This is a genomic window from Klebsiella sp. CN_Kp097 (assembly GCF_040064495.1).
GTDB lineage: Bacteria > Pseudomonadota > Gammaproteobacteria > Enterobacterales > Enterobacteriaceae > Klebsiella > Klebsiella aerogenes.
Genome location: NZ_JBEAIL010000001.1, coordinates 54,165 through 74,690, shown reverse-complemented (window position 1 = coordinate 74,690; position 20,526 = coordinate 54,165). Strand labels below are relative to the sequence as shown.

20 protein-coding genes and 1 tRNA gene are annotated in these 20,526 nt (G+C 51.8%); 16 read left to right on the top strand and 5 right to left on the bottom strand.

Features of this window, described 5'->3' with window-relative positions; all coding sequences use genetic code 11:
- Positions 1-89: 89 nt before the first annotated feature.
- The 3 genes from proB (at position 90) to ABLV07_RS00380 (ending at position 2,644) form a co-directional block, all read left to right on the top strand.
- Positions 90-1,193, top strand: a complete 1,104-nt coding sequence (gene proB / locus ABLV07_RS00390) for a glutamate 5-kinase (RefSeq protein WP_015368077.1) — start codon at positions 90-92, stop codon at positions 1,191-1,193.
- A 10-nt stretch (positions 1,194-1,203) separates the two neighbouring features.
- Positions 1,204-2,457 (top strand): glutamate-5-semialdehyde dehydrogenase, encoded by a 1,254-nt coding sequence (gene proA / locus ABLV07_RS00385; protein ID WP_348853260.1) that lies wholly within the window; start codon positions 1,204-1,206, stop codon positions 2,455-2,457.
- A 114-nt stretch (positions 2,458-2,571) separates the two neighbouring features.
- Positions 2,572-2,644, top strand: a tRNA-Thr gene (locus ABLV07_RS00380).
- 666 nt (positions 2,645-3,310) lie between these two features.
- Here the strand turns inward: ABLV07_RS00380 and ABLV07_RS00375 are convergent.
- Complete coding sequence (locus tag ABLV07_RS00375; protein ID WP_045366674.1) at positions 3,311-4,225, bottom strand: hypothetical protein; 915 nt, start codon at positions 4,223-4,225, stop codon at positions 3,311-3,313.
- Between the two features lie 456 nt (positions 4,226-4,681).
- Positions 4,682-4,888 (bottom strand): hypothetical protein, encoded by a 207-nt coding sequence (locus tag ABLV07_RS00370; RefSeq protein WP_045366676.1) that lies wholly within the window; start codon positions 4,886-4,888, stop codon positions 4,682-4,684.
- 76 nt (positions 4,889-4,964) lie between these two features.
- Between ABLV07_RS00370 and ABLV07_RS00365 the strand changes: the two genes are divergently transcribed.
- The 3 genes from ABLV07_RS00365 to ABLV07_RS00355 all read left to right on the top strand — a co-directional run bounded on the left by ABLV07_RS00365 (position 4,965) and on the right by ABLV07_RS00355 (position 6,685).
- The gene (locus tag ABLV07_RS00365; protein ID WP_225987862.1) at positions 4,965-5,411 is read left to right on the top strand and encodes a hypothetical protein; all 447 of its coding nucleotides are present in this window, start codon (positions 4,965-4,967) and stop codon (positions 5,409-5,411) included.
- 68 nt (positions 5,412-5,479) lie between these two features.
- Positions 5,480-5,773, top strand: a complete 294-nt coding sequence (locus tag ABLV07_RS00360; protein WP_126027543.1) for a hypothetical protein — start codon at positions 5,480-5,482, stop codon at positions 5,771-5,773.
- A gap of 597 nt (positions 5,774-6,370) precedes the next feature.
- Positions 6,371-6,685, top strand: coding sequence for a hypothetical protein (locus ABLV07_RS00355; protein WP_045366680.1), 315 nt, complete (start codon positions 6,371-6,373; stop codon positions 6,683-6,685).
- Here the strand turns inward: ABLV07_RS00355 and ABLV07_RS00350 are convergent.
- Positions 6,682-7,488, bottom strand: a complete 807-nt coding sequence (locus ABLV07_RS00350) for a DUF4225 domain-containing protein (RefSeq protein WP_045366681.1) — start codon at positions 7,486-7,488, stop codon at positions 6,682-6,684. The genes ABLV07_RS00355 and ABLV07_RS00350 overlap by 4 nt on opposite strands.
- 397 nt (positions 7,489-7,885) lie before the next feature.
- Positions 7,886-8,512, bottom strand: coding sequence for a helix-turn-helix domain-containing protein (locus ABLV07_RS00345; RefSeq protein WP_045366683.1), 627 nt, complete (start codon positions 8,510-8,512; stop codon positions 7,886-7,888).
- 280 nt (positions 8,513-8,792) lie between these two features.
- Between ABLV07_RS00345 and ABLV07_RS00340 the strand changes: the two genes are divergently transcribed.
- Together ABLV07_RS00340 and ABLV07_RS00335 are read left to right on the top strand one after the other, a co-directional pair.
- Entirely contained in the window at positions 8,793-9,239 is a 447-nt protein-coding gene (locus ABLV07_RS00340) for an STM2901 family protein (protein ID WP_045366685.1), read from the top strand.
- Entirely contained in the window at positions 9,233-9,583 is a 351-nt protein-coding gene (locus tag ABLV07_RS00335) for a DUF1493 family protein (RefSeq protein ID WP_320480708.1), read from the top strand. Before ABLV07_RS00340 ends, ABLV07_RS00335 begins: the two co-directional genes overlap by 7 nt.
- Before the next feature lie 107 nt (positions 9,584-9,690).
- Here ABLV07_RS00335 and ampC read toward each other — a convergent pair whose 3' ends face one another.
- On the bottom strand, positions 9,691-10,836 hold the full coding sequence (gene ampC, locus ABLV07_RS00330; RefSeq protein ID WP_213759333.1) for a CMY2-MIR-ACT-EC family cephalosporin-hydrolyzing class C beta-lactamase: 1,146 nt from the start codon (positions 10,834-10,836) through the stop codon (positions 9,691-9,693).
- A gap of 142 nt (positions 10,837-10,978) precedes the next feature.
- On the opposite strand from ampC, the gene ampR reads away from it, so the two are divergent.
- From ampR to lhgO, 8 genes are all read left to right on the top strand, one after another.
- Positions 10,979-11,857: a LysR family transcriptional regulator AmpR gene (ampR, locus tag ABLV07_RS00325; protein ID WP_015704503.1), complete on the top strand. Its 879-nt coding sequence runs from the start codon at positions 10,979-10,981 to the stop codon at positions 11,855-11,857.
- Between the two features lie 457 nt (positions 11,858-12,314).
- Positions 12,315-12,842, top strand: a complete 528-nt coding sequence (locus ABLV07_RS00320; RefSeq protein ID WP_015368070.1) for a fimbrial protein — start codon at positions 12,315-12,317, stop codon at positions 12,840-12,842.
- Positions 12,843-12,897: 55 nt separating this feature from the next.
- Positions 12,898-13,581 (top strand): molecular chaperone, encoded by a 684-nt coding sequence (locus ABLV07_RS00315; RefSeq protein WP_026612391.1) that lies wholly within the window; start codon positions 12,898-12,900, stop codon positions 13,579-13,581.
- A 90-nt stretch (positions 13,582-13,671) separates the two neighbouring features.
- Entirely contained in the window at positions 13,672-16,197 is a 2,526-nt protein-coding gene (locus ABLV07_RS00310; protein WP_047063970.1) for a fimbria/pilus outer membrane usher protein, read from the top strand.
- Positions 16,198-16,216: 19 nt separating this feature from the next.
- Positions 16,217-17,257, top strand: a complete 1,041-nt coding sequence (locus ABLV07_RS00305) for a fimbrial protein (protein ID WP_015368067.1) — start codon at positions 16,217-16,219, stop codon at positions 17,255-17,257.
- A 9-nt stretch (positions 17,258-17,266) separates the two neighbouring features.
- Positions 17,267-17,971 (top strand): EAL domain-containing protein, encoded by a 705-nt coding sequence (locus ABLV07_RS00300; protein WP_015704499.1) that lies wholly within the window; start codon positions 17,267-17,269, stop codon positions 17,969-17,971.
- Positions 17,972-18,232: 261 nt separating this feature from the next.
- On the top strand, positions 18,233-19,210 hold the full coding sequence (gene glaH, locus ABLV07_RS00295; RefSeq protein WP_042893499.1) for a glutarate dioxygenase GlaH: 978 nt from the start codon (positions 18,233-18,235) through the stop codon (positions 19,208-19,210).
- Between the two features lie 27 nt (positions 19,211-19,237).
- Positions 19,238-20,506 (top strand): L-2-hydroxyglutarate oxidase, encoded by a 1,269-nt coding sequence (gene lhgO, locus ABLV07_RS00290; protein WP_032712685.1) that lies wholly within the window; start codon positions 19,238-19,240, stop codon positions 20,504-20,506.
- Positions 20,507-20,526: the final 20 nt, after the last annotated feature.

The following is a 20,526-nucleotide window of genomic DNA, read 5'->3' as shown; positions in this document are numbered from 1 at the left end:
TTGACCAATACGCCAGCAGTTGGCAAGCGGCCTGACTCCTGTTACAACATCAGCTCGATCTCGATATTCCTTTTGAACGGCAGAAAATCATGAGTGATAGCCAGACGCTGGTGGTAAAACTGGGCACCAGTGTTTTAACGGGCGGATCCCGACGCCTGAACCGCGCCCATATCGTTGAGTTAGTGCGCCAGTGCGCGCAGCTGCATGCCATGGGGCACCGCATTGTGATTGTGACTTCCGGGGCCATCGCCGCCGGACGTGAACACCTCGGCTACCCTGAACTGCCCGCCACCATTGCCTCAAAACAGCTGTTGGCGGCAGTCGGCCAAAGCCGTCTTATCCAACTGTGGGAGCAGCTTTTCTCTATTTACGGCATTCATGTCGGCCAGATGCTGCTGACCCGTGCCGATATGGAAGATCGCGAGCGGTTCCTCAACGCCCGCGATACCCTGCGCGCGCTGCTGGATAACAATATTGTGCCGGTCATTAATGAGAATGACGCCGTCGCCACCGCTGAAATCAAAGTCGGCGACAACGATAATCTTTCCGCCCTGGCGGCCATTCTCGCCGGCGCCGATAAACTGCTGCTGTTAACCGATCAGCCGGGACTCTTTACCGCCGACCCACGCAGCAATCCGCAGGCCGAGCTTATTAAAGATGTCTACGGCATCGATGACGCGCTGCGCGCCATCGCAGGCGATAGCGTTTCCGGCCTCGGCACCGGCGGCATGGGCACCAAACTGCAGGCTGCGGACGTCGCCTGTCGCGCAGGCATCGATACCATTATCGCCGCCGGCAACCGCCCGGACGTTATCGGCCACGCGATGGAAGGCCTGCCGGTGGGCACCTGTTTCCACGCTCAGGAATCACCGCTGGAGAACCGCAAACGCTGGATCTTCGGCGCGCCGCCGGCCGGTGAAATCACCGTCGATGCCGGGGCGACCCAGGCTATTCTGGAAAGAGGAAGCTCATTGCTGCCAAAAGGCATCAAAACCGTCAGCGGGAATTTCTCCCGCGGCGAAGTTATCCGAATCCGCAGTAGCGAAGGCCGCGATATCGCTCACGGCGTAAGCCGCTATAACAGCGACGCCCTGCGCCTGATCGCCGGGCAGCACTCGCAGCAAATCGATGCCATCCTCGGCTATGAATACGGCCCGGTGGCCGTCCATCGCGACGATATGATTACCCGTTAAGGAGCTGAAAATGCTGGAAAAAATGGGCATTGCGGCCAAAGCGGCCTCTTACCAACTCGCGCTGCTTTCCAGCCGCGAGAAAAATCAGGTTCTCAACAAGATTGCTGATTATCTGGAAGCGCAGACCGAAGAGATCCTGCGCGCCAACGCCGAAGATCTCAGCGACGCCCGCGCCAATGGCCTGAGCGACGCGATGCTCGATCGCCTGGCGCTGACGCCGGCGCGCCTGCGCGGCATCGCCGATGACGTGCGTCAGGTGTGTAGCCTGGCGGATCCGGTCGGCCAGGTGATTGACGGTGGTCTGCTGGATAGCGGCCTGCGTATCGAACGTCGCCGCGTACCGCTGGGAGTGATCGGCGTGATTTATGAAGCGCGGCCGAACGTGACCGTCGATGTCGCCTCTCTGTGCCTGAAGACCGGCAACGCGGCTATTCTGCGCGGCGGTAAAGAGACCTGGCGCACCAACGCCGCGACGGTGAAAGTGATTCAGCAGGCGCTGCAGGAGTGCGGCCTGCCGGCTGCCGCGGTGCAGGCAATCGAGAGCCCGGATCGCGCGCTGGTCGGCGAAATGCTGAAGATGGATAAATACATCGATATGCTGATCCCGCGCGGCGGCGCAGGCCTGCATAAGCTGTGCCGCGAACAATCCACGATCCCGGTGATCACCGGCGGTATCGGCGTGTGTCATATTTTCGTCGACGATTCGGCAGAGATCGCACCGGCGTTGAAGATCATCGTTAACGCCAAGACCCAACGCCCGAGCACCTGCAATACCGCCGAGACGCTGCTGGTACACCGTAATATCGCCGATACCTTCCTGCCTGCGCTGAGCAAACAGATGGCGGAGAGCGGCGTGACGCTGCACGCCGACCCGGCCGCCCTGCCCCTCCTGCAGAATGGTCCGGCGAAGGTGGAGCCGGTGAAAGCGGAGCAGTACGACGACGAGTATTTGTCGCTGGATCTGAACGTGAAAGTTGTCGCCGACCTCGATGAGGCGATTGCCCATATTCGCGCGCACGGCACCCAGCATTCCGATGCCATTCTGACGCGTACCCTGCGCCATGCGAATCGCTTTATTAATGAAGTGGATTCGTCGGCGGTATACGTTAACGCTTCTACCCGATTCACCGACGGTGGCCAGTTCGGCCTCGGCGCGGAGGTGGCGGTCAGCACCCAGAAGCTGCACGCCCGCGGGCCGATGGGCCTGGAAGCGCTGACTACCTATAAGTGGATTGGTTTCGGCGACGATACCATTCGTGCTTAACGCTAAGCGGGTGATGCAAAAGTAGCCGTTTGATTCGAAAGGGCATTGACGCATCACCCACTTAGTTTTAACCTTCTACCCCGTGCTTCACGCTGGTGAACGCGTCCTTTCAGGGCCGATATAGCTCAGTTGGTAGAGCAGCGCATTCGTAATGCGAAGGTCGTAGGTTCGACTCCTATTATCGGCACTCACACAACAAAATCCATTAAAAACAATAAATTAAAGAGTATTTCCCTCTCAAGTTACGATCTTCTTTTAAGGGATTCTATGACCAACAGTTGCCGCTATGGTTAACAGTGGCTACTCAGGGATGTTAGCACGTAGCGGCCTGTAGTTGTAAAGCTCGAACAGGTACAAAGCGTGAACGGGGCCGATGCTCGGTGAACCATTGGTTCATTCGATAATCTTTATCGCAGGGTTGTAACCTGCTTATTATCGAACCGGATAACAGTCCACATGAACCGCTATCAACTCGAAGCTGATGACGCTGCCAACGTCTCTAAATCCTCCCGAAACAGATGTTCACACGCATTTAAGCCCGATGTGCGGCCTTGTGGCTGCGTAAACAGGTGAATAGTGGTAATGCCCCGGAAGCTACAGATCCGGCTCTGCAAGCGCTTCGCTCACGCTCCGAAAGGTACACGAGCACCCTGATAAGGTGTGAACCCTCTGACAATCTGATTTGGTCACTGGTGACTTTCGCAAAGCGAAACCAACTAGGTTGGCCTGATGAAGTCGCTACGCTCCGCTTGTTGTTTGTACCACTAACGGGGCTTTATGGCTTCTATTGTCTGAAGTTAAATGTATATCATTAGGAAAAATGCGGGAAACATAGCTCCCGCACTCATGGCTGTTAAGGTAAGTATCTGAGGATTTCAGCAGCCCAGTTTCTTCGATGAATTACTCTGGCGCGGTGCAAATTTCCATCTAATATCTCAGCTTTAGTTAGCTGGGATAATTGTTGCCAATCGTTGTTAAAAATATAGGTTGCATTGTTACATTGCGAGCTTTCCAATACGTAGGTATTGTGATTGGGGAACCCAAAAATTACATATCCCTGGAAGCCAGCTCTTCCGACAGCGACAAAATCAGGTTGCTTACTGTTAATGAGTTCAAGTCTACCCTCTACAACAGCAGCATTTCCTTTTCCTCTCGGTTTGATAGCTGACATAATTTGCGAACCAATGGTGGTCCAAGGATATTGTCCTTGAGGGAGGAGACTCCAGTTTAGTTTTATAGATTGAGTAGTAACGATAGTGTTGAGATCTTCGTCAACAACTTCGCAAAGACCAAATAACTCTAAAAACAAGTTAACGCAATGTGTTACAAGGTCTTTGTTTTCTTCTGTCAAAGTCAACTTAGGTGAAATCACTAGCTTTTGACCATTCAAGTTCTCAACAATTTTCAACTCGATACTTGGTGGTGGAGTGAAAATCCTTTGGTAACGTTGATACTCCATTTCTCGAGTCTCAGTGACCTCTTCAGTCTCGCCTCTACCAACCCATTTTTTCCAGGTCCATGATACCTGCCGATAAGCGGTTTCTTTAGGCAACGTTTTGTCTGGCACTGATTTCCCGTTGGCGTTGAAGCGAGTTATTGCACCAACGATTTGAGGAAGAACTTCCTCTCCAAGAGATTGGTTAGCAGTGAACCCAATTGATTGCCCCTTTTGTTGGCTTGGCAGTGCATGAGCGATAAATACATCTCTGCCATCAAAAACAGTGATGTAGTTGTTGATGTTTCTAATTCGCTTTTTCTGAATAAGCATGGTAATTCCTTTTGCGTAAAAACTTATGGTTTACACAACCAACCAAGCCTGGCACAATCAAGTCGTCAAAAATGATGTCGAGGCTAACAATCGTTATGAGTCTGCAAACTCATGGTGGTCATGCTTCATAGGCCGGATTCGCACAAGTGAATCCGGCTTTTTTATGTCTAAAATTCAGACACGGGCACTACATGTAGTAACTTGATTATGCCTGGATACTACATAAGCAATATTCTATTAAGGATTCTTCTTAGCACAAGGGTTGATTTTGACGTTAATTTGAGGTTGCGGAGGCGTAATAATCGCTAAGTCCACGCCGTATAAGGGCTGGAGAAGATGTCAATAAACCAGAAAAAAAAATCAAAATTTGATCGAGTGCTGATTTCTTCGACGTTGTTATAAATAATTAGGTGCAAGTTACTGGTAACTTTGAGAAAGAGGTGTGCTTGAAGTTAACTACTTTTCGTTGTCCTCGGTGTTGAACGTTTTCGTATATTTACACTCTCCTTTAGTAACATAGGTAAACAGGTAAATGCTGTTCTCATAGGTGCAAAGCCGCTTCCCGCCCTTTAACTCTTGTTCGTCGGGGTTGCTCATTGTGATTTTACCTGCATGAGCCGCCACCGGCAGAAGTGCCAGCGCACATATTAAAAGCTTCTTCATTTCCCGCTCTCCTTAAATGTTCAGCTCGTGGTAGATCTGGTTCACCTCGTCCTGAGTAATATCAAGGTACGTTATAGTGACTGCTGGGCTGCTATGGTTCAGCATCTTACTGATTGTCTCAATTGGTGTTCCTGCCTCCCCCAATGATGCGCCTACAGCGCTTTTATGGTGTCCCATCGCGGCGCTAAATGGCTGCTATTGTCTAAAATCTGGCTTTCGAAAGAATTTGATTGATAATATGAATGGTACATTCCATATACTAATCAAAAAGCATTCTACTGGGGGAGTCATGGGACGAGTAATGCAAGAGATGAAGAAAAGTGACGGAAAGATTATCTCTATTTATGAAAGAGATGCAGGGTGGAGCGTAGTTATGTCGTATGCCTCAGAATGTCTCGCCAGCCAAAATTTCGGGAGCTATGTCGAGGCTGAGTTATACGCAAGAACACTGTCCGGGATGCCTGCCAATGAGGATTTACCTTGGGAACATCTCGTTACATCCACCTCAACTGAGCTTAAGTAAAGAATCTATCATAATGGACCAGTGGTATTACTGCCGTCGACAATAAAAAATAGAGGTAGGTTAGAAACATGAGTGATTTAAAGGATTTTTATCAAATTCAAGATGCTGATGGAAACCCACTATATGGAAATTTAAGAAATGATGGAGGGGTATGGTGGTATGAGTTGAATCCTCTTGCAGGACCTGCTCAAGAATTAACCGCTAAAGGTAATTTTACATTAAAAGGCAATCGAACATATCAAAGCGCATGGATTACTCCCAACCTTCCAGACCATGCGATTGTTGATTGGGAAAAACTGACTGTTAGGACATCTAATGGGGACATGTTTAATTTAGTCTATATCGCACCTTTTGATGACTAGAATCGTTTGATAGGCAAATAGGCGAAAATGGCAATGTCTGCTTAGTTTTTCTTCAAAACAGAATTGCGGTAGAGATCGACTCTCGCATCACAAAAGTGTTACCACTAAAGTAATGTGGGTTTTATTTTGATTCACTTCAGGAGTGTATATAGTTGCGCTCCTGTGATAGCTGAAATCTTGATGAAGTGTAGGTTTCGGCGTGTGGCTCACGCCACATCCTGAAACCCACCTGTCCCCCCACGAGAAAAATGTAAACAAGCACCCCCTCTTCTGATGTTCTGCCCGAAAAATATCCGCCCCGCACCATCAGGGGGGGGGTTAGGATGGCAGTCATAGTGTAAGCATCCCGGTAAAACGGCCCATTCACTTTTAGAGATGTTCCGACATACTGAGTATATCCCTGAGGAGAGTGGCCACAATAAGGACAACACATCATGACAGAAATCTTCCTACCTCCATCGGAGTTCTTATCAACCCAAGCGTTAGATAGTGTCTGCCGCAAAGTTTTGGCTGGCTTACAGTAAATTCCATCAGTATGATTGTTTGCACAATCAGCTAGTGAGAAACAACTTTCTGCGAGATAAAGGATGATAGGATATGAAAGTGACTGATGAGGCTTTATTACATTCTGGGTTTACACCATCAGATTTGCAGAAGATAAAGAACAACATTGAAAGCTACGGCGGAACGTTAGGGGAAGCGATCCAGGATCTGGCAAATCGATTCAGGGTTATTTTATGGATAACATCATCTTGCCTGATGGTTTTTATCATTTTAGTAGTGTTTTCTGCAAAAGAAACCGTGGTTGGTGGTGGAATATCAATTCTGATCGCTATCGGCATTGTTCTATTTATACAGCCGCCAGTCCTGTCTTACAAATCCTGGCGGTTCTTGAGAAAAAATAGAGTTTAATGGTATGGCGCTTCTGTGGAAAACAAGTCAAAAATAACTTTAGCCTTGAGTCCATAGCCTACTATTTTCATTGTTATTTTTGGTCGACTCATCGTATCAACCTGCCGATAGAAATCACGAGGCATCCATCTAAAAAGCCTCCACGCTTCAGGTTTGCTTGCTAATCCGAAGATGCTATAAACACTCGCACCTAATGTAAGTGTGTTATAAAGCGCTAGTCCTGTTTCCGGCTTGAACCCCATAAAGTGAGCCATTTCCATAGCACCATCAGCTACAAACCCTTGTGTCTTAAATTCCTTGCCATAAATACCAGGAATGATTTCTTTTGAGAGACCATTGATTCCATCCATTACAAGGATAGCTCCAGCCAGCATACCTATAGGCGTCATTGTCGAAACCATCAAAACACCGCCAGCAATAGCCATTCCAGAAACCACAACTTGAATGGCTGAAATCACATATCCGACGATTTTATTATTTTCCCTAACGAACTCGATCTTTGCATAAAGCTGCGCGACTCTGGTTCTTAACAGGCGTCCTTGTTCTTCCAGGTTATTTGTTTCAGCGCGCAGATTTTTGATGCATGCGACACATTCCTCGTCTGTTTTGGCCCGCCGTGCTGCTGCAAATTCTTTTTCTACGACCTGTTTTATCTCTTCAACGAACTTTATCCGTGTCAGGCCATCATGCAGATGGAATGCTGACAGCCTGTTTGCTGTTTCTATAAGTTTCCGGGCTTCCAAATTCACCATTGTATCTGACCAGGTTCTATTCCAGCCCCTGTTAAACAGCATGATATCCATAATGCTTCCTCACCACACATGTGGTTGTTTTATTTCCGATTTCTTTTCCCCATCATTTTCACGCAACACTGGAATATATCTAAGACATTTATTACATGTTCTCATAATACACAGGTGACATCCTGACGGTTGTAATCTTACTTGAAGTATAAATCCCCCCGAACAACTGCACTATTGATTTCAATCGACTCTCTCTATTAAATACCAACAAAGCAAACCAACATCAAATTTATTTCCCAGAAAAACATTAACATTCTCCCTACCACTTTAACCAATACAAACACCATTAATTTATAGAATGGATTCGGGTTACGTCGATAAATATGTATCATCAATATCGGGATATGGTTTCCACCTAACTTTTATGAAACACTTTATCCCGGTTACTGTCAAAAACTCACCCCACCTGATACACCGCTATCATTCGTGTGGTTCTGGTCAGACTATCCGCCACCTCCACTTCCGCAGTCGTAATCGCCATTCCCGCAGAACGCAGCGCCGAAATATCCGCGGCGATACGCTGGATGCCAAACCAGAACAGCCCATCCAGCGCATTGACCTGCAAGCCGCTTTCCAGCGCCAGACGTAACCGCTCGCGCGGCGCCTTTATCTCTTTTGCCAGCTGTTGATAGGGCGCGGCGGAAACCGCATCCGGCCCGCTGCGAATAATCCGGCTCACAAAGCGATAACGAAACTCCTCTGGTACAGCGCTGAGATCGGCTTTCAGGCTGTAAACGCAGCCGCGTTTCTTACCATTAATCACCACGTTCTTTTGATTCAGCGCCAGTGCATGACGTAAGCGATCCACCAGCTGCGGGGCGCGGATAAGCAATAAACGAAACGGCAGTTCGAAGCTGGTGGCGTAGTCGACATTCAGCAACGCAGTACGCAAACGCGTTTCACTGTTTGCCTTTTCCTGCTGACATTCAGCAATGACTTCCGCCCACTGGCGGGTAATACGCGGAGATTCATTGCGCTCGATGAACTGAAATTTTTCAATCTGATAGTCAATACGTCCAGCCATTACCGTTCCCTGTGGTTCACCATCTCGCTGATAGTTTTCAGCAGATTGCGTCCATTCGCAAGTAACAGTTCGCTTTAAATCATCATGCACTAACTTCACCAGGGAATATTAGCTGAACAAATAAAAATAGATGAGAAAAGACATTTTTATTAATTGATTAAATGATTTAACAGAACATTTAATAAGAGCTATTTTTCAGAAAACGTTTATATCAACAGTTATTGTTTCCAATAAAGCAGGCAGCTACATTGCGTAAAAATAGCATTACTGGGATATAAAAATGGACACAACAGAACAAGTTAATGGAACATATTATTACAATAGCAAGTCAAACCTCTCGTCCCATGAACTTCTTTTTTGGGTTTTTCTCGATACTGCAGCCATTCATTTTGGAGTAGATAACATCATGACCATTGCGTTAATCATGCTTGGTCAACCTATAAAAAATACCCGGACAAAACCTGGCGGAGCGACTAAAGGGACGAGCATTTTGAGCCATGAGTTACGGAAGGTTTTCCACAATGATTTAAAAGTCAGGCTCCCGACGTTAACCAACCAATCCATCCGTAATCTTAGATGGAGCTATGTCACCAATCTGGGAGCATTCGTTGGACGCTGGATACCCATCCTCGGGATTATTTACCTGACAGGGGATGTAATTTATGTATCAATAAAAGCAACCACTAGATACAACGCCATTGCCAGAGGTGACGATAAATTATGGTAGTTCAAGACAATATCGCGGCAGCCGTTCTGGCATGGTATGAAACACAATGGAACAAGCCGACACTTACGGGCAAAAAGCAGCAGGTGAATGCGGATTTATCACTCAATACGGGCGATTATCCCTGGGCCAGAGAAAGTGGCGATGACATCATGAAATCCTATTTCCGTCAGTTTAATGTGAAGCAAGATACATTTGATTTTTTTAATTATTGGCCTCCCGAACAGGGTTTCCTCCCTAATTTCCTATTACCGAAATCCAAACGCATTTCTCCGCACAAACCGGAGCCGTTAACACTCGCGATGCTCATTGCGTCAGCACAGGCTGGGAGATGGCTGTATCGTTAGTTGTTTGAAAATAAAGTGGCCCTGTCCCGGATAGCGGCGCGCTGCGCCTTATCCGGGCTACCGGTTAGTGCCAACCCGTAGCCCAGGTAAACGCAGCGCAAACGTCCTTACTGCAGCGCCTCAAGAATATGATACGCCGCCTTCACCCGCTCCGGGATGGGGTAGCTTTTATTCGCCAGCATCACGATACCGAGATCCTGTTGCGGGATAAAAGCCACGTAGCTGCCGAAACCGCCGGTGGAGCCGGTTTTATGTACCCAGGAGGCTTTCACCGGCGGCGCGGGCGGATTGACCGCCGTTACCGGCGTCGCGGCAAGCGCTACCTTATTATCACTGCCGTTAATCAGCACCTCGGGCGACACCGGCCAGTTCAGCATCTCCCAGCCGAGCCCCTGATACATCTCCCCAGCCCGCCAGTAGCGCGACTGCGCCAGCTGGATCCCCTGCCGCAGGTTTTTATCCTGCACCGTCTCGCGGTTCATATTCGCCAGCACCCAGTGCGCCATATCCTCAATGCTCGACTTCACGCCGTAAGCCTCAGCGTCCAGCTGCCCCGGCGAAACATGTACCGCTTTACCGTCACGATAACCCCAGGCGTAGTCCTTGCTCTGGGCGGGCGGTACGTTAATCCAGGTGTGGCTCAGTTTTAACGGCTGCAATACCCGCTGGCTCATCGCCTGTTCAAAGCTCATGCCGGAAGGTTTCACCGCCAGCGCGCCGAACAGGCCAATGCTGGCATTGGCGTACAGCCGTTTACTACCCGGCGCCCACTGCGGTTGCCAGTTCTGATAGTAACGCAGTAATGCCGCTTCATCCGTCACCTCGTCCGGCACCTGCAGCGGCAGACCGCCTGCGGTATAGGTGGCGAGATGCAGCAGCGAGATCCCCTGCCACTGCTGGCCGGTGAGCTGCGGCCAGTACTTCTGCGCCGGATCGCTGAGCTTAATTTCACCGCGCGCCACCGCATCGCCGCCCAGCACGCCGGTGAAAGTCTTACTAACAGAGCCCAGCTCAAACAACGTCTGTCGCGTCACCGGACGCTGCCCGGCAACATCGGCCTGGCCCCAGGTGAAATAATAGGGTTTGCCGTGATAGATCACCGCCACCGCCATGCCCGGTATCGCCTGTTCTTTCATTAACGGCGTGATGGTCTGATTGACCAGTTCGCGAAGCTGCTCCGCCGTTTGCGGCGCGGCAAAAGTCGAAAATGAGGCGCCCAGCAGCAGTACGCCTGTAAGGGATGTTTTCATCATGAAGTATTTTTCCATTATCGGTTCTCGCTCAATATCCACTCTCGTCCGGGCCCTTCAGACGCGCTCAGTGTCGGTGTTTTGCACTGCGCTGACAAACTGTTAAATTTAGCAGCAGGCTTTAATTTTTCTAACGGATAATGTTATGACACGCAGCTATCTTCCTCTCAATTCACTACGGGCCTTTGAAGCGGCCGCCCGGCATCTCAGTTTTACCCGCGCGGCGATTGAGCTCAACGTCACCCACTCCGCCATCAGCCAGCATGTGAAGACGCTGGAGGAACATCTTAACTGTCAGCTGTTCGTTCGCGTGTCGCGCGGCCTCAAGCTCACCACCGAAGGAGAAGGCCTGTTACCGGTACTCAATGAGTCGTTTGAAAGGATTGCCGGGATGCTAGACCGTTTCACCGGTCACCAGGCGCAGGAGAAGCTCAAGATCGGCGTAGTCGGCACTTTCGCCACGGGTGTGCTGTTCCCGCTGCTGCCAGCCTTCTGGCGCGAGTGTCCGCATATCGATTTGCAGATATCCACCCATAATAATCGCGTCGACCCCGCCGCCGAGGGGCTGGATTATGTGATTCGCTTTGGCGGCGGCGCCTGGCATGATACCGCCGCGCAGTATCTGTGCGCCGCCCCACTCTCCGCTCTGTGCGCCCCGTCGTTAGCTGCCCGGCTAAATACACCGAAGGATATTTTGCAGTTCACGCTGCTGCGTTCTTATCGCCGAGACGAATGGTCGGCGTGGATGCAGGCAGCGGGAGAATTGCCGCCTTCGCCAACCCATCGGGTTATTGTCTTCGACTCATCCGTGACCATGCTGGAAGCGGCGCAGGCAGGCTTAGGCGTGGCTATTGCCCCGGTAAAAATGTTCAGCCATCTGCTGGAAGAAAAACGCATTGTGCAGCCGTTTAAGATTCATATCGATCTCGGCAACTACTGGCTGACACGTTTGCAATCGCGTCCGGAAACGCCGGCAATGTTGCATTTTTCCCGCTGGCTGGCGGAGGCCTTAAAAGGGGGTTAATTCGGCGGAGTAATGCGCCATCAGAAGAGCTCCCGAAGGAAATAGGAAACATTTGGAAATAACGCTTACACATTATGCATAGCGCTGGATTATGCAGCGTTTTTAATTTGCCCTTGCCTGCGCAGAAACGTTTTCCCCCTGATAAACAAAAACAATAAAAAACTTTAAAAACAACATTTTAATTAATTACCCGTCCCCATGACATCCTCTCCAGCCACCCGCTGACCATAAAATTATTATGGTTGCCAATATCAGATAAGTCCGATCAAGTGCATCGTTTATGTCTATTAATTTTCTGTAATTAAGTCACCGAAGCAATCAAAACGCGAAAACTGTTGCTGTATATTTCATCGCGATCAACACGCCAACATAGGTTATCTGGATACCCATCTGCACGGTATTCGCTTGCCGTGTTTGATTACCACTATGGTTATCCCCTTAAGTACATGGAGTTAAAATGAATAAGAAATTACTGCCTGTTGTAGCACTGATCCTGTCCGCGTCCGCCACCAGTGCTTACGCAGTTAACGGCAAGGTCAACTTCACCGGTGAAATCATCCAGTCAACCTGTACTGTGACTTCTACCGACCAGAACAAAGACGTTTTCATCGGTAAATACCCGACTACCGCGTTCAACGCTGTTGGCGATGTTACCGCTTCTAAAGCGTTCACCATCAACCTGGAAAAATGTGAAGCCGGTGATTACTCCCTGCGCTTCGACGGTGCGACCGTTGCTGGTAACCCGAACCTGCTGTCCGTTGATAACGCGAAAGGCGTAGGTATCGAAATCCTGACCAACGACGAAAAAATCGTCCCGATCAACCAGAGCGCAGACGACAACTCCCCGTGGGTTAACGTTGCAGCGTCTGACGACAACAGCGGCACTGCGGTATTCAATCTGAAAGCTCGCTACAAATCTTTCCTGAAAACCGTGGAAGCTGGCTCTGCTAACGCAAACGCCACCTTTACCATCGAGTACAAATAATTACGGATAAATGTTTTTGGCCATGGATGGCCGGTACCATTATTTGGAACGTGAAATGAAAAAGTTATTAACCGCTTTATTGTTATTTGTCTCGCTGGATACTTTTGCGGGTATTCAGGTCGATCAGACTCGGGTTATTTATAACGGCGGGGAAAAATCTGCGGCGTTATCCATTCACAATGATACCGATGAAACATGGATGGTTCAGACCTGGCTTGATACCGGTGACGCCACCGCAACGCCAACCAATTTACCGATGCAGGCTATTCCGCCGATTTTAAAACTGGCGGGCAATAAAGACGCTATTTTGCGCTTTGTTTATTCCGGCAGCGGATTACCGACCGACCGCGAAACCGTGTACTGGATTAACGTGCAGGAAATTCCGCCTTCGGCGAAACAAGAAAACGTACTGCAGATTGCGATCCGTACCCGCGTGAAGCTGTTCTACCGCCCTACCACGCTGAAAACCACCTTGCAAAAGGAAGCGCAGGCCCTGACCTGGCGTAAGCAAGGTAACGATCTGGTCGTGACTAACAAAGGTCCGCTACACGTGACTTTCGGCGTACTGACGCTGAAGAGCGGCGCGAAGACCTGGAAAGTGAATGCTGACATGGTTAAACCCATGGACTCTCTGAACATCAAATTGCCAGCCGGCGCGGCGGCAGCGGATCAGATGTCATTCACTTTTATCAATGATTTTGGCGGACATACGGAAATTAAAGATATCCGCATTCAGTAAGAGAGCAATACAATGGCTAGCCATAATAAAATAAGGACGATCCCTGGATGTCTGGCGCAGCACGTTCGCTTTGCTGTTTACGCCTCGACAATGTCATTACTGGCGACACCATTTGTCAATGCCGAAGAGCAATTCAATACCTCTTTCATCCGCGGGGCGAATAACGCCTCGCTGGTGCAAAACCTCTCTACCGGCGACGATATTTTACCGGGTAAATATTCCTTCGATATTTACCTGAATAAAAATCGCGTCGATCACCGGGAAATCGAATTTAAAAAAGATACGCCTAACACCCCGGGTTATTTCTGTTTAGATGCCGACAGCTACCGTTCATACGGCGTTCTGGTACCGGACACCGCCGGTAGCAGCGCCTGCTACGATCTGGTAAAAAATATTCCAGGCAGTAGCGTGAGCTGGAACGCCGCGCTGCAGGAGCTGAACATTTCCGTACCGCAAACCGAACTCGAAGCGCGACCACAGGGCGAGATTTCGCCGCTGGTCTATGACGACGGCATCAACGCCGGTTTCGTTAACTACGCTTTCAGCGGCAGCCACTCCCGTTTCTCCAGCGGCAGCAGCAAACAGGACAGCGACTACTACTTCCTGACCCTCAATAACGGCCTTAACGTCGGCGCGTGGCGTTTTCGCAACAACTCTTCCCTGTCAAAACAGACCGGGCAAAAAGAGCAGTGGAACCCGATTTCCACCTGGGCGGAAACCGACATCGCCTCGTGGCGCAGCCGTATTCAGATTGGCCAGAGCAACACCAATAATAACGTGTTCGATAGCTTCCAGTTCCGCGGCGCGCAGATTTCCAGCGTCCCGGAAATGCTGCCGGACAGCCGTCGCGGCTACGCGCCGGTCGTACGCGGCGTCGCCAATACCAACGCCCGCGTCGAAGTGCGCCAGAACGGCTATACCGTCTACAGCACCGTGGTGCCGCCGGGACCGTTCGCGCTGACCGATATTTCGCCAAGCACCCTCAGCGGCGACTTAGCCGTGACGGTTATCGAGGCGGATGGCTCACGCCATAGCTTCACCCTGCCTTACTCCTCCGTGCCGAATATGCTGCGCGACGGGATCTGGGAGTATCAGGTGACCGCGGGTAAATACCACGACGGCACCAATAATTATCAGCCGCAATTTATCCAGGGCACCGTGGCCCACGGCGCCGGCTCCGACTATACGCCATACGGCGGGATTATCATGGCCGAGCACTATCGCTCCGGCGTGGTCGGGCTGGGTAAAAACATGGGCGAATACGGGGCGGCCTCCGTTGACGCCTCATGGTCTGATACCGATCTGGCTTCCGGCGAGAACAAACGCGGCGCCAGCGTGCGCTTCCTCTATTCCAAATCGCTCAACACCCTCGGTACCGACGTGCAGATCGCCGGCTACCGTTATTCGACGTCGGGCTTCTATGACTTCTCCGACGCGGTAGCTGAACGTAACAACTGGCAGAACGGTTTCTACCACACCCAGTATTACGATCAGAGCGACGATAAAACCGGCGCGCCGGATTGGGCGACGCAAAACCAGCGCCGTCGTTACTACGACTCGCAACAGTACAACAACAAACGCCAGCGCGTCGAGATGACGGTCAACCAGCACATCGCCGGCGCTTCGCTGTACGCGACCTTTATTCGTCAGAACTACTGGAACACCTCCGCATACGACCGCACCATCCAGACCGGTTTCAACACCACCTGGAATCGCGTCAGCGTCGGCGTGTTTTACCAGAACAGCCGCAGTAACTACGGCTATAGCGACAACAGCGTTAACCTCAACGTCTCGGTGCCAATCAACATCTTTGGCCCGGACCACGAAAGCACGGTTAACTTTAACGCCACCAACAGCAAACAGAGCGGTAGCGGCTATAGCGCCGGGATGAGCGGCACGCTGCTTGATGACAACCGTATGAATTACTTCGTGCAGAGTGGCCACACCCAGCACGGCGGCGATACCAGCCTGGTCAACCTGGGTTATCTGGGCAGCATGGGTAACGTCGATCTGGGCTACAGCTACAACAACAACTATCAGCAGACTTCGCTGAACGTCTCCGGCGGCGTGGTCGCGCACTCCGGCGGCGTCACTCTGTCACAGCCGCTGCAGAACACCTTCGTGGTGGTGAAAGCGAAAGGGGCGCAGGGTGTGCGTCTGGAAAACCAGCCAGGGGTAGCGATTGACCGCTTCGGCTACGCGGTGCTCACTTCTGCGATGCCGTATCGCCACAACCGCGTCGCGCTGCGTACTTCGGATATTGGCAACGGCCTTGAAATTCCGCTGGCGGCGAAAGATATCGTGCCGACCGAGCGCGCCATCGGCCGCGTGACCTTTGAAACGCATCTCGGCCAGAGCCTGCTTATCCACGCCAAACTGGCGGACGGCAGCGTGCCGGTGATTGGCGCCAATATCTTCGGCCAGAACGGCGAACATGTCGGCGTGGTCGGTACCCGCGGCGAAGCCTACGTGTCCGGCGTTCAGAGCGGCGACCGTCTGCAGATGAAATGGGGCGACGATGCCGACGCCTCCTGCAGCCTGACGGTACCAGAGTTACCTGCTATTCAAGCCGATCAACCCGGTGGTTATCAGGTCGTCTCCCTGACCTGTAAATAACATGAAAGGACAATTAGTTATGTCGAAGTTTAACCTCTTATCCCGCACCGGGCTGACGCTGCTGGTACTCTCAAGCGCGCTGTTCTCCACCAGCAGCTTCGCGCTGAGCTGTAAGAAGAACGGTACCGAAGTATCGCAGACCATCGCGCTCACCGATCAGATTAACGTTTCGACCGCTAACCTGAAGCCGGGTACCCTGCTGTGGCGTTCGCCGACGTTTACCTCCACCTTTACCTGTACCGATACGGATCACATGCCCAATGGTGAAGATGCGTATCTGTACTGGGATCCGGAAACCCGGATGCAGAATATCCACAACTCGCTGGAAGTCGGCGTAACCTATCTCAGCACCGATATTAAACCGGTAAAAGGTCAGAAAACGGATATCGGGCCAGGTACGCTCTGCCGCCGCAACCGTCCCGGCGGTGCATGCCAGTCTCCGGCGACCCCGCAGACCGTCACGGTGACCTACTCGGTTTATATTAAAGCCACCGGCAATCCGCCGCCGTCAAACGGCGTGATTAACGACACCAACCGCTACGCTATCTTCCAGGTTGACGGCGTTGGCGGCCTCAACAGCCGCCCGAATAGTAACTTCCGCGCGTGGGTCACCGGGCTTGGTAATATTCGCTTTATCGCCTGCAACCCGAAAATCACCGTCTCGGCGAACAATGGTTCAACGGTCAACTTCGGCAGCATCCCGGCGCGCAATGCCGTCGTCGGCGCCATTGAGAAACAGGTTCCGTTCAGCGTCCGCGCCGACCTGACCGGCGCCGGCCAGGATTGCCAGGGTCAGACCTTAATGGCCAGCTTCAGTACCCAGCAGCCGACCCAGGACACCAACACCATTCTGCCATCCAACGATAGCGGTTTTGGCATCCTGCTCTCGCGCGCCGATGCGCCGACGACCTGGCTTTCCATGAATACCCCGACGCAGTTGGGCATGATTAACGGCAGCGTGGTAGAAAGCAACTTCTTGGCCAGCCTGAAATGGCTAAGCGTTAAGCCCAAAATCGGCACCTTTAATGCGACGGCCAATATCGACGTTACCTTTAAATAGTGAAGCAAAATGCCGCTGACCAACACCGAACCGACCGGGTTACGCTATGTATTTCAGCCGATGTTCAACCGCGAAGGCAAAATGATCGCGGTTGAATGTTTGACCCGGTTTGCTCATCACGAGCCTGCTAGTCCGCAAGATATAGAACGGTTTTTCAGTGAGGCATCGGAATCACTGCGCGCCCGCATCCTGCTCGAACAAATTGAGCTGGTCAGGCAGCATCAGCAGTGGTTCCGCCAGAACGACGTCATGGTCACGCTCAACGTCGACGAGTCGACGTTGCATATGCTGCATGATGATTTTATCGCCGAGTGTGTGAAAACCATCGGCTGCCTGCATTTTGAGGTTAATGAATTTTCCAACACGCTGGTGAAACGCACCCCGACCATCGATGCCCTGACGGACAAATACTCCTTCTGGCTGGATGATTTTGGCGCCGGTTACGCCGGGTTCGCCGCCCTGACGGCGCAACCCTTTCGTTTTATCAAGACCGACAAGAACCTGTTATGGAGCCTGCTGGAAAAGAAAAACGGCCAGCAGCTGATGGACTCGCTGCTGCACTATTTTCAGGCGAATCAGTATCAGGTGATCGTCGAAGGTATTGAAACCGAAGCCCATCTTCAGTGGCTGGAAAACATGCCGTGGTTTGCCCTGCAGGGGCTTCTCTGGCGGGAACAAACCATTGAAGCCTTAGTGGCCAGCGTCGAGAAATAACCCCGCTTTTCCCCGGATATCCACTCCTCCGCTATCCGGGCTGTCCGTCCTCTCTTCAACTTATTCATTTTCTGGCATTTTTCCTTTCCCACCTCGTCTGTCCTCGCCACTCATATTGTTAACTTATTGTTGCTAGTGATCACAAAAATTAAACAATATGGCTATTTCATACGCATTTTTCAAAAATGTAGATATTTTTAATTTATGGCTACGAAATGAGCATCACCCCGACTCTCTGACTCTACCCGAGGAATGATTCTGATGAATGCACTGACCGCCGTAAAACCTCATGCTGATGATTTGGCCCACAGCTACACCGGTTTTTCCTTCGCTCCCTCTGCGCAATCGCCGCGTCTGCTGGAGCTGACCTTCACCGCCGAAACGACCGCACAATTTCTTCAACAAGTCGCACAGTGGCCGGTACAGGCGCTGGAATACAAATCTTTCTTGCGCTTTCAGGTCGGCAAGATCCTCGACGATCTGTGCGGCAACCAGCTGCAGCCGCTGCTGATCAAGACGCTGCTCAATCGCGCGGAGGGCGCGCTGCTGATAAACGGTATCGGCATTGACAACGTCGCTCAGGCCGATGAGATGGTCAAACTGGCGACCGCCGTGGCGCATTTGATCGGACGCTCCAACTTTGATGCCATGAGCGGCCAGTATTACGCCCGCTTCGTGGTGAAAAACGTCGATAACTCAGACAGCTATCTGCGTCAGCCGCACCGCGTGATGGAGCTGCACAATGACGGTACCTATGTCGAAGAAATTACCGACTACGTGCTGATGATGAAGATCGATGAACAGAACATGCAGGGCGGCAATTCACTGCTGCTGCATCTCGATGACTGGGAACATCTCGACGAATTCTTCCGCGATCCGCTGGCCCGCCGTCCGATGCGCTGGGCCGCGCCGCCGAGCAAAAACGTCAGCAAAGACGTCTTCCATCCGGTTTTCGACGTCGACCAGCAGGGCCGACCGGTAATGCGCTATATCGACCAGTTTGTGCAGCCGAAAGATTTCGAAGAAGGCACCTGGCTGAGCCGCCTCTCCGATGCGCTGGAAACCAGTAAAAACATTCTTTCCGTACCGGTGCCGGTGGGGAAATTCCTGTTGATAAACAACCTGTTCTGGCTGCACGGTCGCGACCGCTTTACACCGCATCCGGATTTACGTCGCGAACTGATGCGCCAGCGCGGCTACTTTGCGTATTCCACGAATCATTACCAGACTCATCAATAAGGGTTCTCAGGCGAAGGAATTGAGCGGATGTATGATTTCGTGATTATCGGCGGCGGCATTATCGGCATGTCGACCGCCATGCAGTTAATTGAGATTTACCCGGACGCCCGCATTGCCCTGCTGGAAAAAGAGTCCGGTCCGGCCTGCCATCAGACCGGTCACAACAGCGGAGTGATCCACGCCGGCGTTTACTATACTCCCGGCAGCCTCAAGGCGCAGTTTTGCCTCGCCGGCAACCGCGCCACTAAAGCCTTTTGCGAGCAGAATGCGATTCGCTACGACGTCTGCGGCAAGATGCTGGTTGCCACCTCGCCGCTGGAAATGGAGCGGATGCGCGCGCTGTGGGATCGCACCGCCGCTAACGGCCTGCAACGCGAATGGCTGAGCGCGAGCGAGCTGCGCGAACGCGAGCCGAACATCAGCGGACTGGGCGGGATCTTCGTTCCTTCGAGCGGCATTGTCAGCTATCGTGAAGTAGCGGCGGCAATGGCGAAGATCTTCGAATCCAAAGGCGGAACGATCGTTTACGATGCCGAAGTCAGCGCCCTGAAAGAGCACGCCAGCGGCGTGGTCGTCCACACCCGCCAGGGCGGTGAATATGAAGCATCGACGCTGATTACCTGCTCCGGGCTGATGGCCGACCGGCTGGTGAAAATGATCGGCGTCGATCCCGGCTTTATCATCTGCCCGTTCCGCGGCGAATATTTCCAACTGGCGCCGCAGCACAACCAGATCGTTAATCATCTGATCTATCCGATCCCCGATCCGGCGATGCCGTTCCTCGGCGTCCACCTGACCCGCATGATCGACGGTAGCGTCACCGTCGGCCCTAACGCGGTGCTGGCGCTGAAGCGCGAAGGCTATCGCAAGCGCGATATCTCACTGACCGATACCCTTGAGATCCTGACCTCGCCCGGCATTCGCCGGGTACTGCAAAACAACCTGCGCTCCGGGCTTGGCGAAATGAAGAATTCGCTGTGCAGAAGCGGCTATCTGCGGCTGGTGCAGAAATACTGCCCGAGCCTGACATTAAGCGATTTGCGCCCGTGGCCTGCCGGCGTGCGGGCACAGGCGGTATCGCCGCAGGGCAAGCTGATCGACGATTTCCTTTTTGTTACTACCGCGCGTTCCATCCACACCTGTAACGCGCCGTCGCCGGCGGCCACGTCGGCTATCCCGATCGGCGCGCACATCGTCAGCAAGGTGCAAACCCTGCTGGCAAGCCAGAGCAATCCCGGACGCACGCTGCGTGCGGCACGTAGCGTGGAGACACTACACGCCGCTTTTATTCGTTAACCCCTTAAGACAGGAAGCGA

Excerpts from the sequence above, each read along its gene's own strand:
- ABLV07_RS00310 (WP_047063970.1), top strand. The coding sequence starts at position 13,672 with ATGTCATTACTGGCGACACCATTTGTCAATGCCGAAGAGCAATTCAAT.
- ABLV07_RS00345 (WP_045366683.1), bottom strand. The coding sequence starts at position 8,512 with ATGGCTGGACGTATTGACTATCAGATTGAAAAATTTCAGTTCATCGAG.
- ABLV07_RS00335 (WP_320480708.1), top strand. The coding sequence starts at position 9,233 with ATGGTAGTTCAAGACAATATCGCGGCAGCCGTTCTGGCATGGTATGAA.
- ABLV07_RS00320 (WP_015368070.1), top strand. The coding sequence starts at position 12,315 with ATGAATAAGAAATTACTGCCTGTTGTAGCACTGATCCTGTCCGCGTCC.
- ABLV07_RS00315 (WP_026612391.1), top strand. The coding sequence starts at position 12,898 with ATGAAAAAGTTATTAACCGCTTTATTGTTATTTGTCTCGCTGGATACT.
- ABLV07_RS00370 (WP_045366676.1), bottom strand. The coding sequence starts at position 4,888 with ATGAAGAAGCTTTTAATATGTGCGCTGGCACTTCTGCCGGTGGCGGCT.
- glaH (WP_042893499.1), top strand. The coding sequence starts at position 18,233 with ATGAATGCACTGACCGCCGTAAAACCTCATGCTGATGATTTGGCCCAC.
- lhgO (WP_032712685.1), top strand. The coding sequence starts at position 19,238 with ATGTATGATTTCGTGATTATCGGCGGCGGCATTATCGGCATGTCGACC.
- ampR (WP_015704503.1), top strand. The coding sequence starts at position 10,979 with ATGACACGCAGCTATCTTCCTCTCAATTCACTACGGGCCTTTGAAGCG.
- ABLV07_RS00305 (WP_015368067.1), top strand. The coding sequence starts at position 16,217 with ATGTCGAAGTTTAACCTCTTATCCCGCACCGGGCTGACGCTGCTGGTA.
- ABLV07_RS00340 (WP_045366685.1), top strand. The coding sequence starts at position 8,793 with ATGGACACAACAGAACAAGTTAATGGAACATATTATTACAATAGCAAG.
- ABLV07_RS00355 (WP_045366680.1), top strand. The coding sequence starts at position 6,371 with ATGAAAGTGACTGATGAGGCTTTATTACATTCTGGGTTTACACCATCA.
- ABLV07_RS00300 (WP_015704499.1), top strand. The coding sequence starts at position 17,267 with ATGCCGCTGACCAACACCGAACCGACCGGGTTACGCTATGTATTTCAG.
- ampC (WP_213759333.1), bottom strand. The coding sequence starts at position 10,836 with ATGATGAAAACATCCCTTACAGGCGTACTGCTGCTGGGCGCCTCATTT.
- ABLV07_RS00375 (WP_045366674.1), bottom strand. The coding sequence starts at position 4,225 with ATGCTTATTCAGAAAAAGCGAATTAGAAACATCAACAACTACATCACT.
- proB (WP_015368077.1), top strand. The coding sequence starts at position 90 with ATGAGTGATAGCCAGACGCTGGTGGTAAAACTGGGCACCAGTGTTTTA.
- ABLV07_RS00350 (WP_045366681.1), bottom strand. The coding sequence starts at position 7,488 with ATGGATATCATGCTGTTTAACAGGGGCTGGAATAGAACCTGGTCAGAT.
- proA (WP_348853260.1), top strand. The coding sequence starts at position 1,204 with ATGCTGGAAAAAATGGGCATTGCGGCCAAAGCGGCCTCTTACCAACTC.
- ABLV07_RS00360 (WP_126027543.1), top strand. The coding sequence starts at position 5,480 with ATGAGTGATTTAAAGGATTTTTATCAAATTCAAGATGCTGATGGAAAC.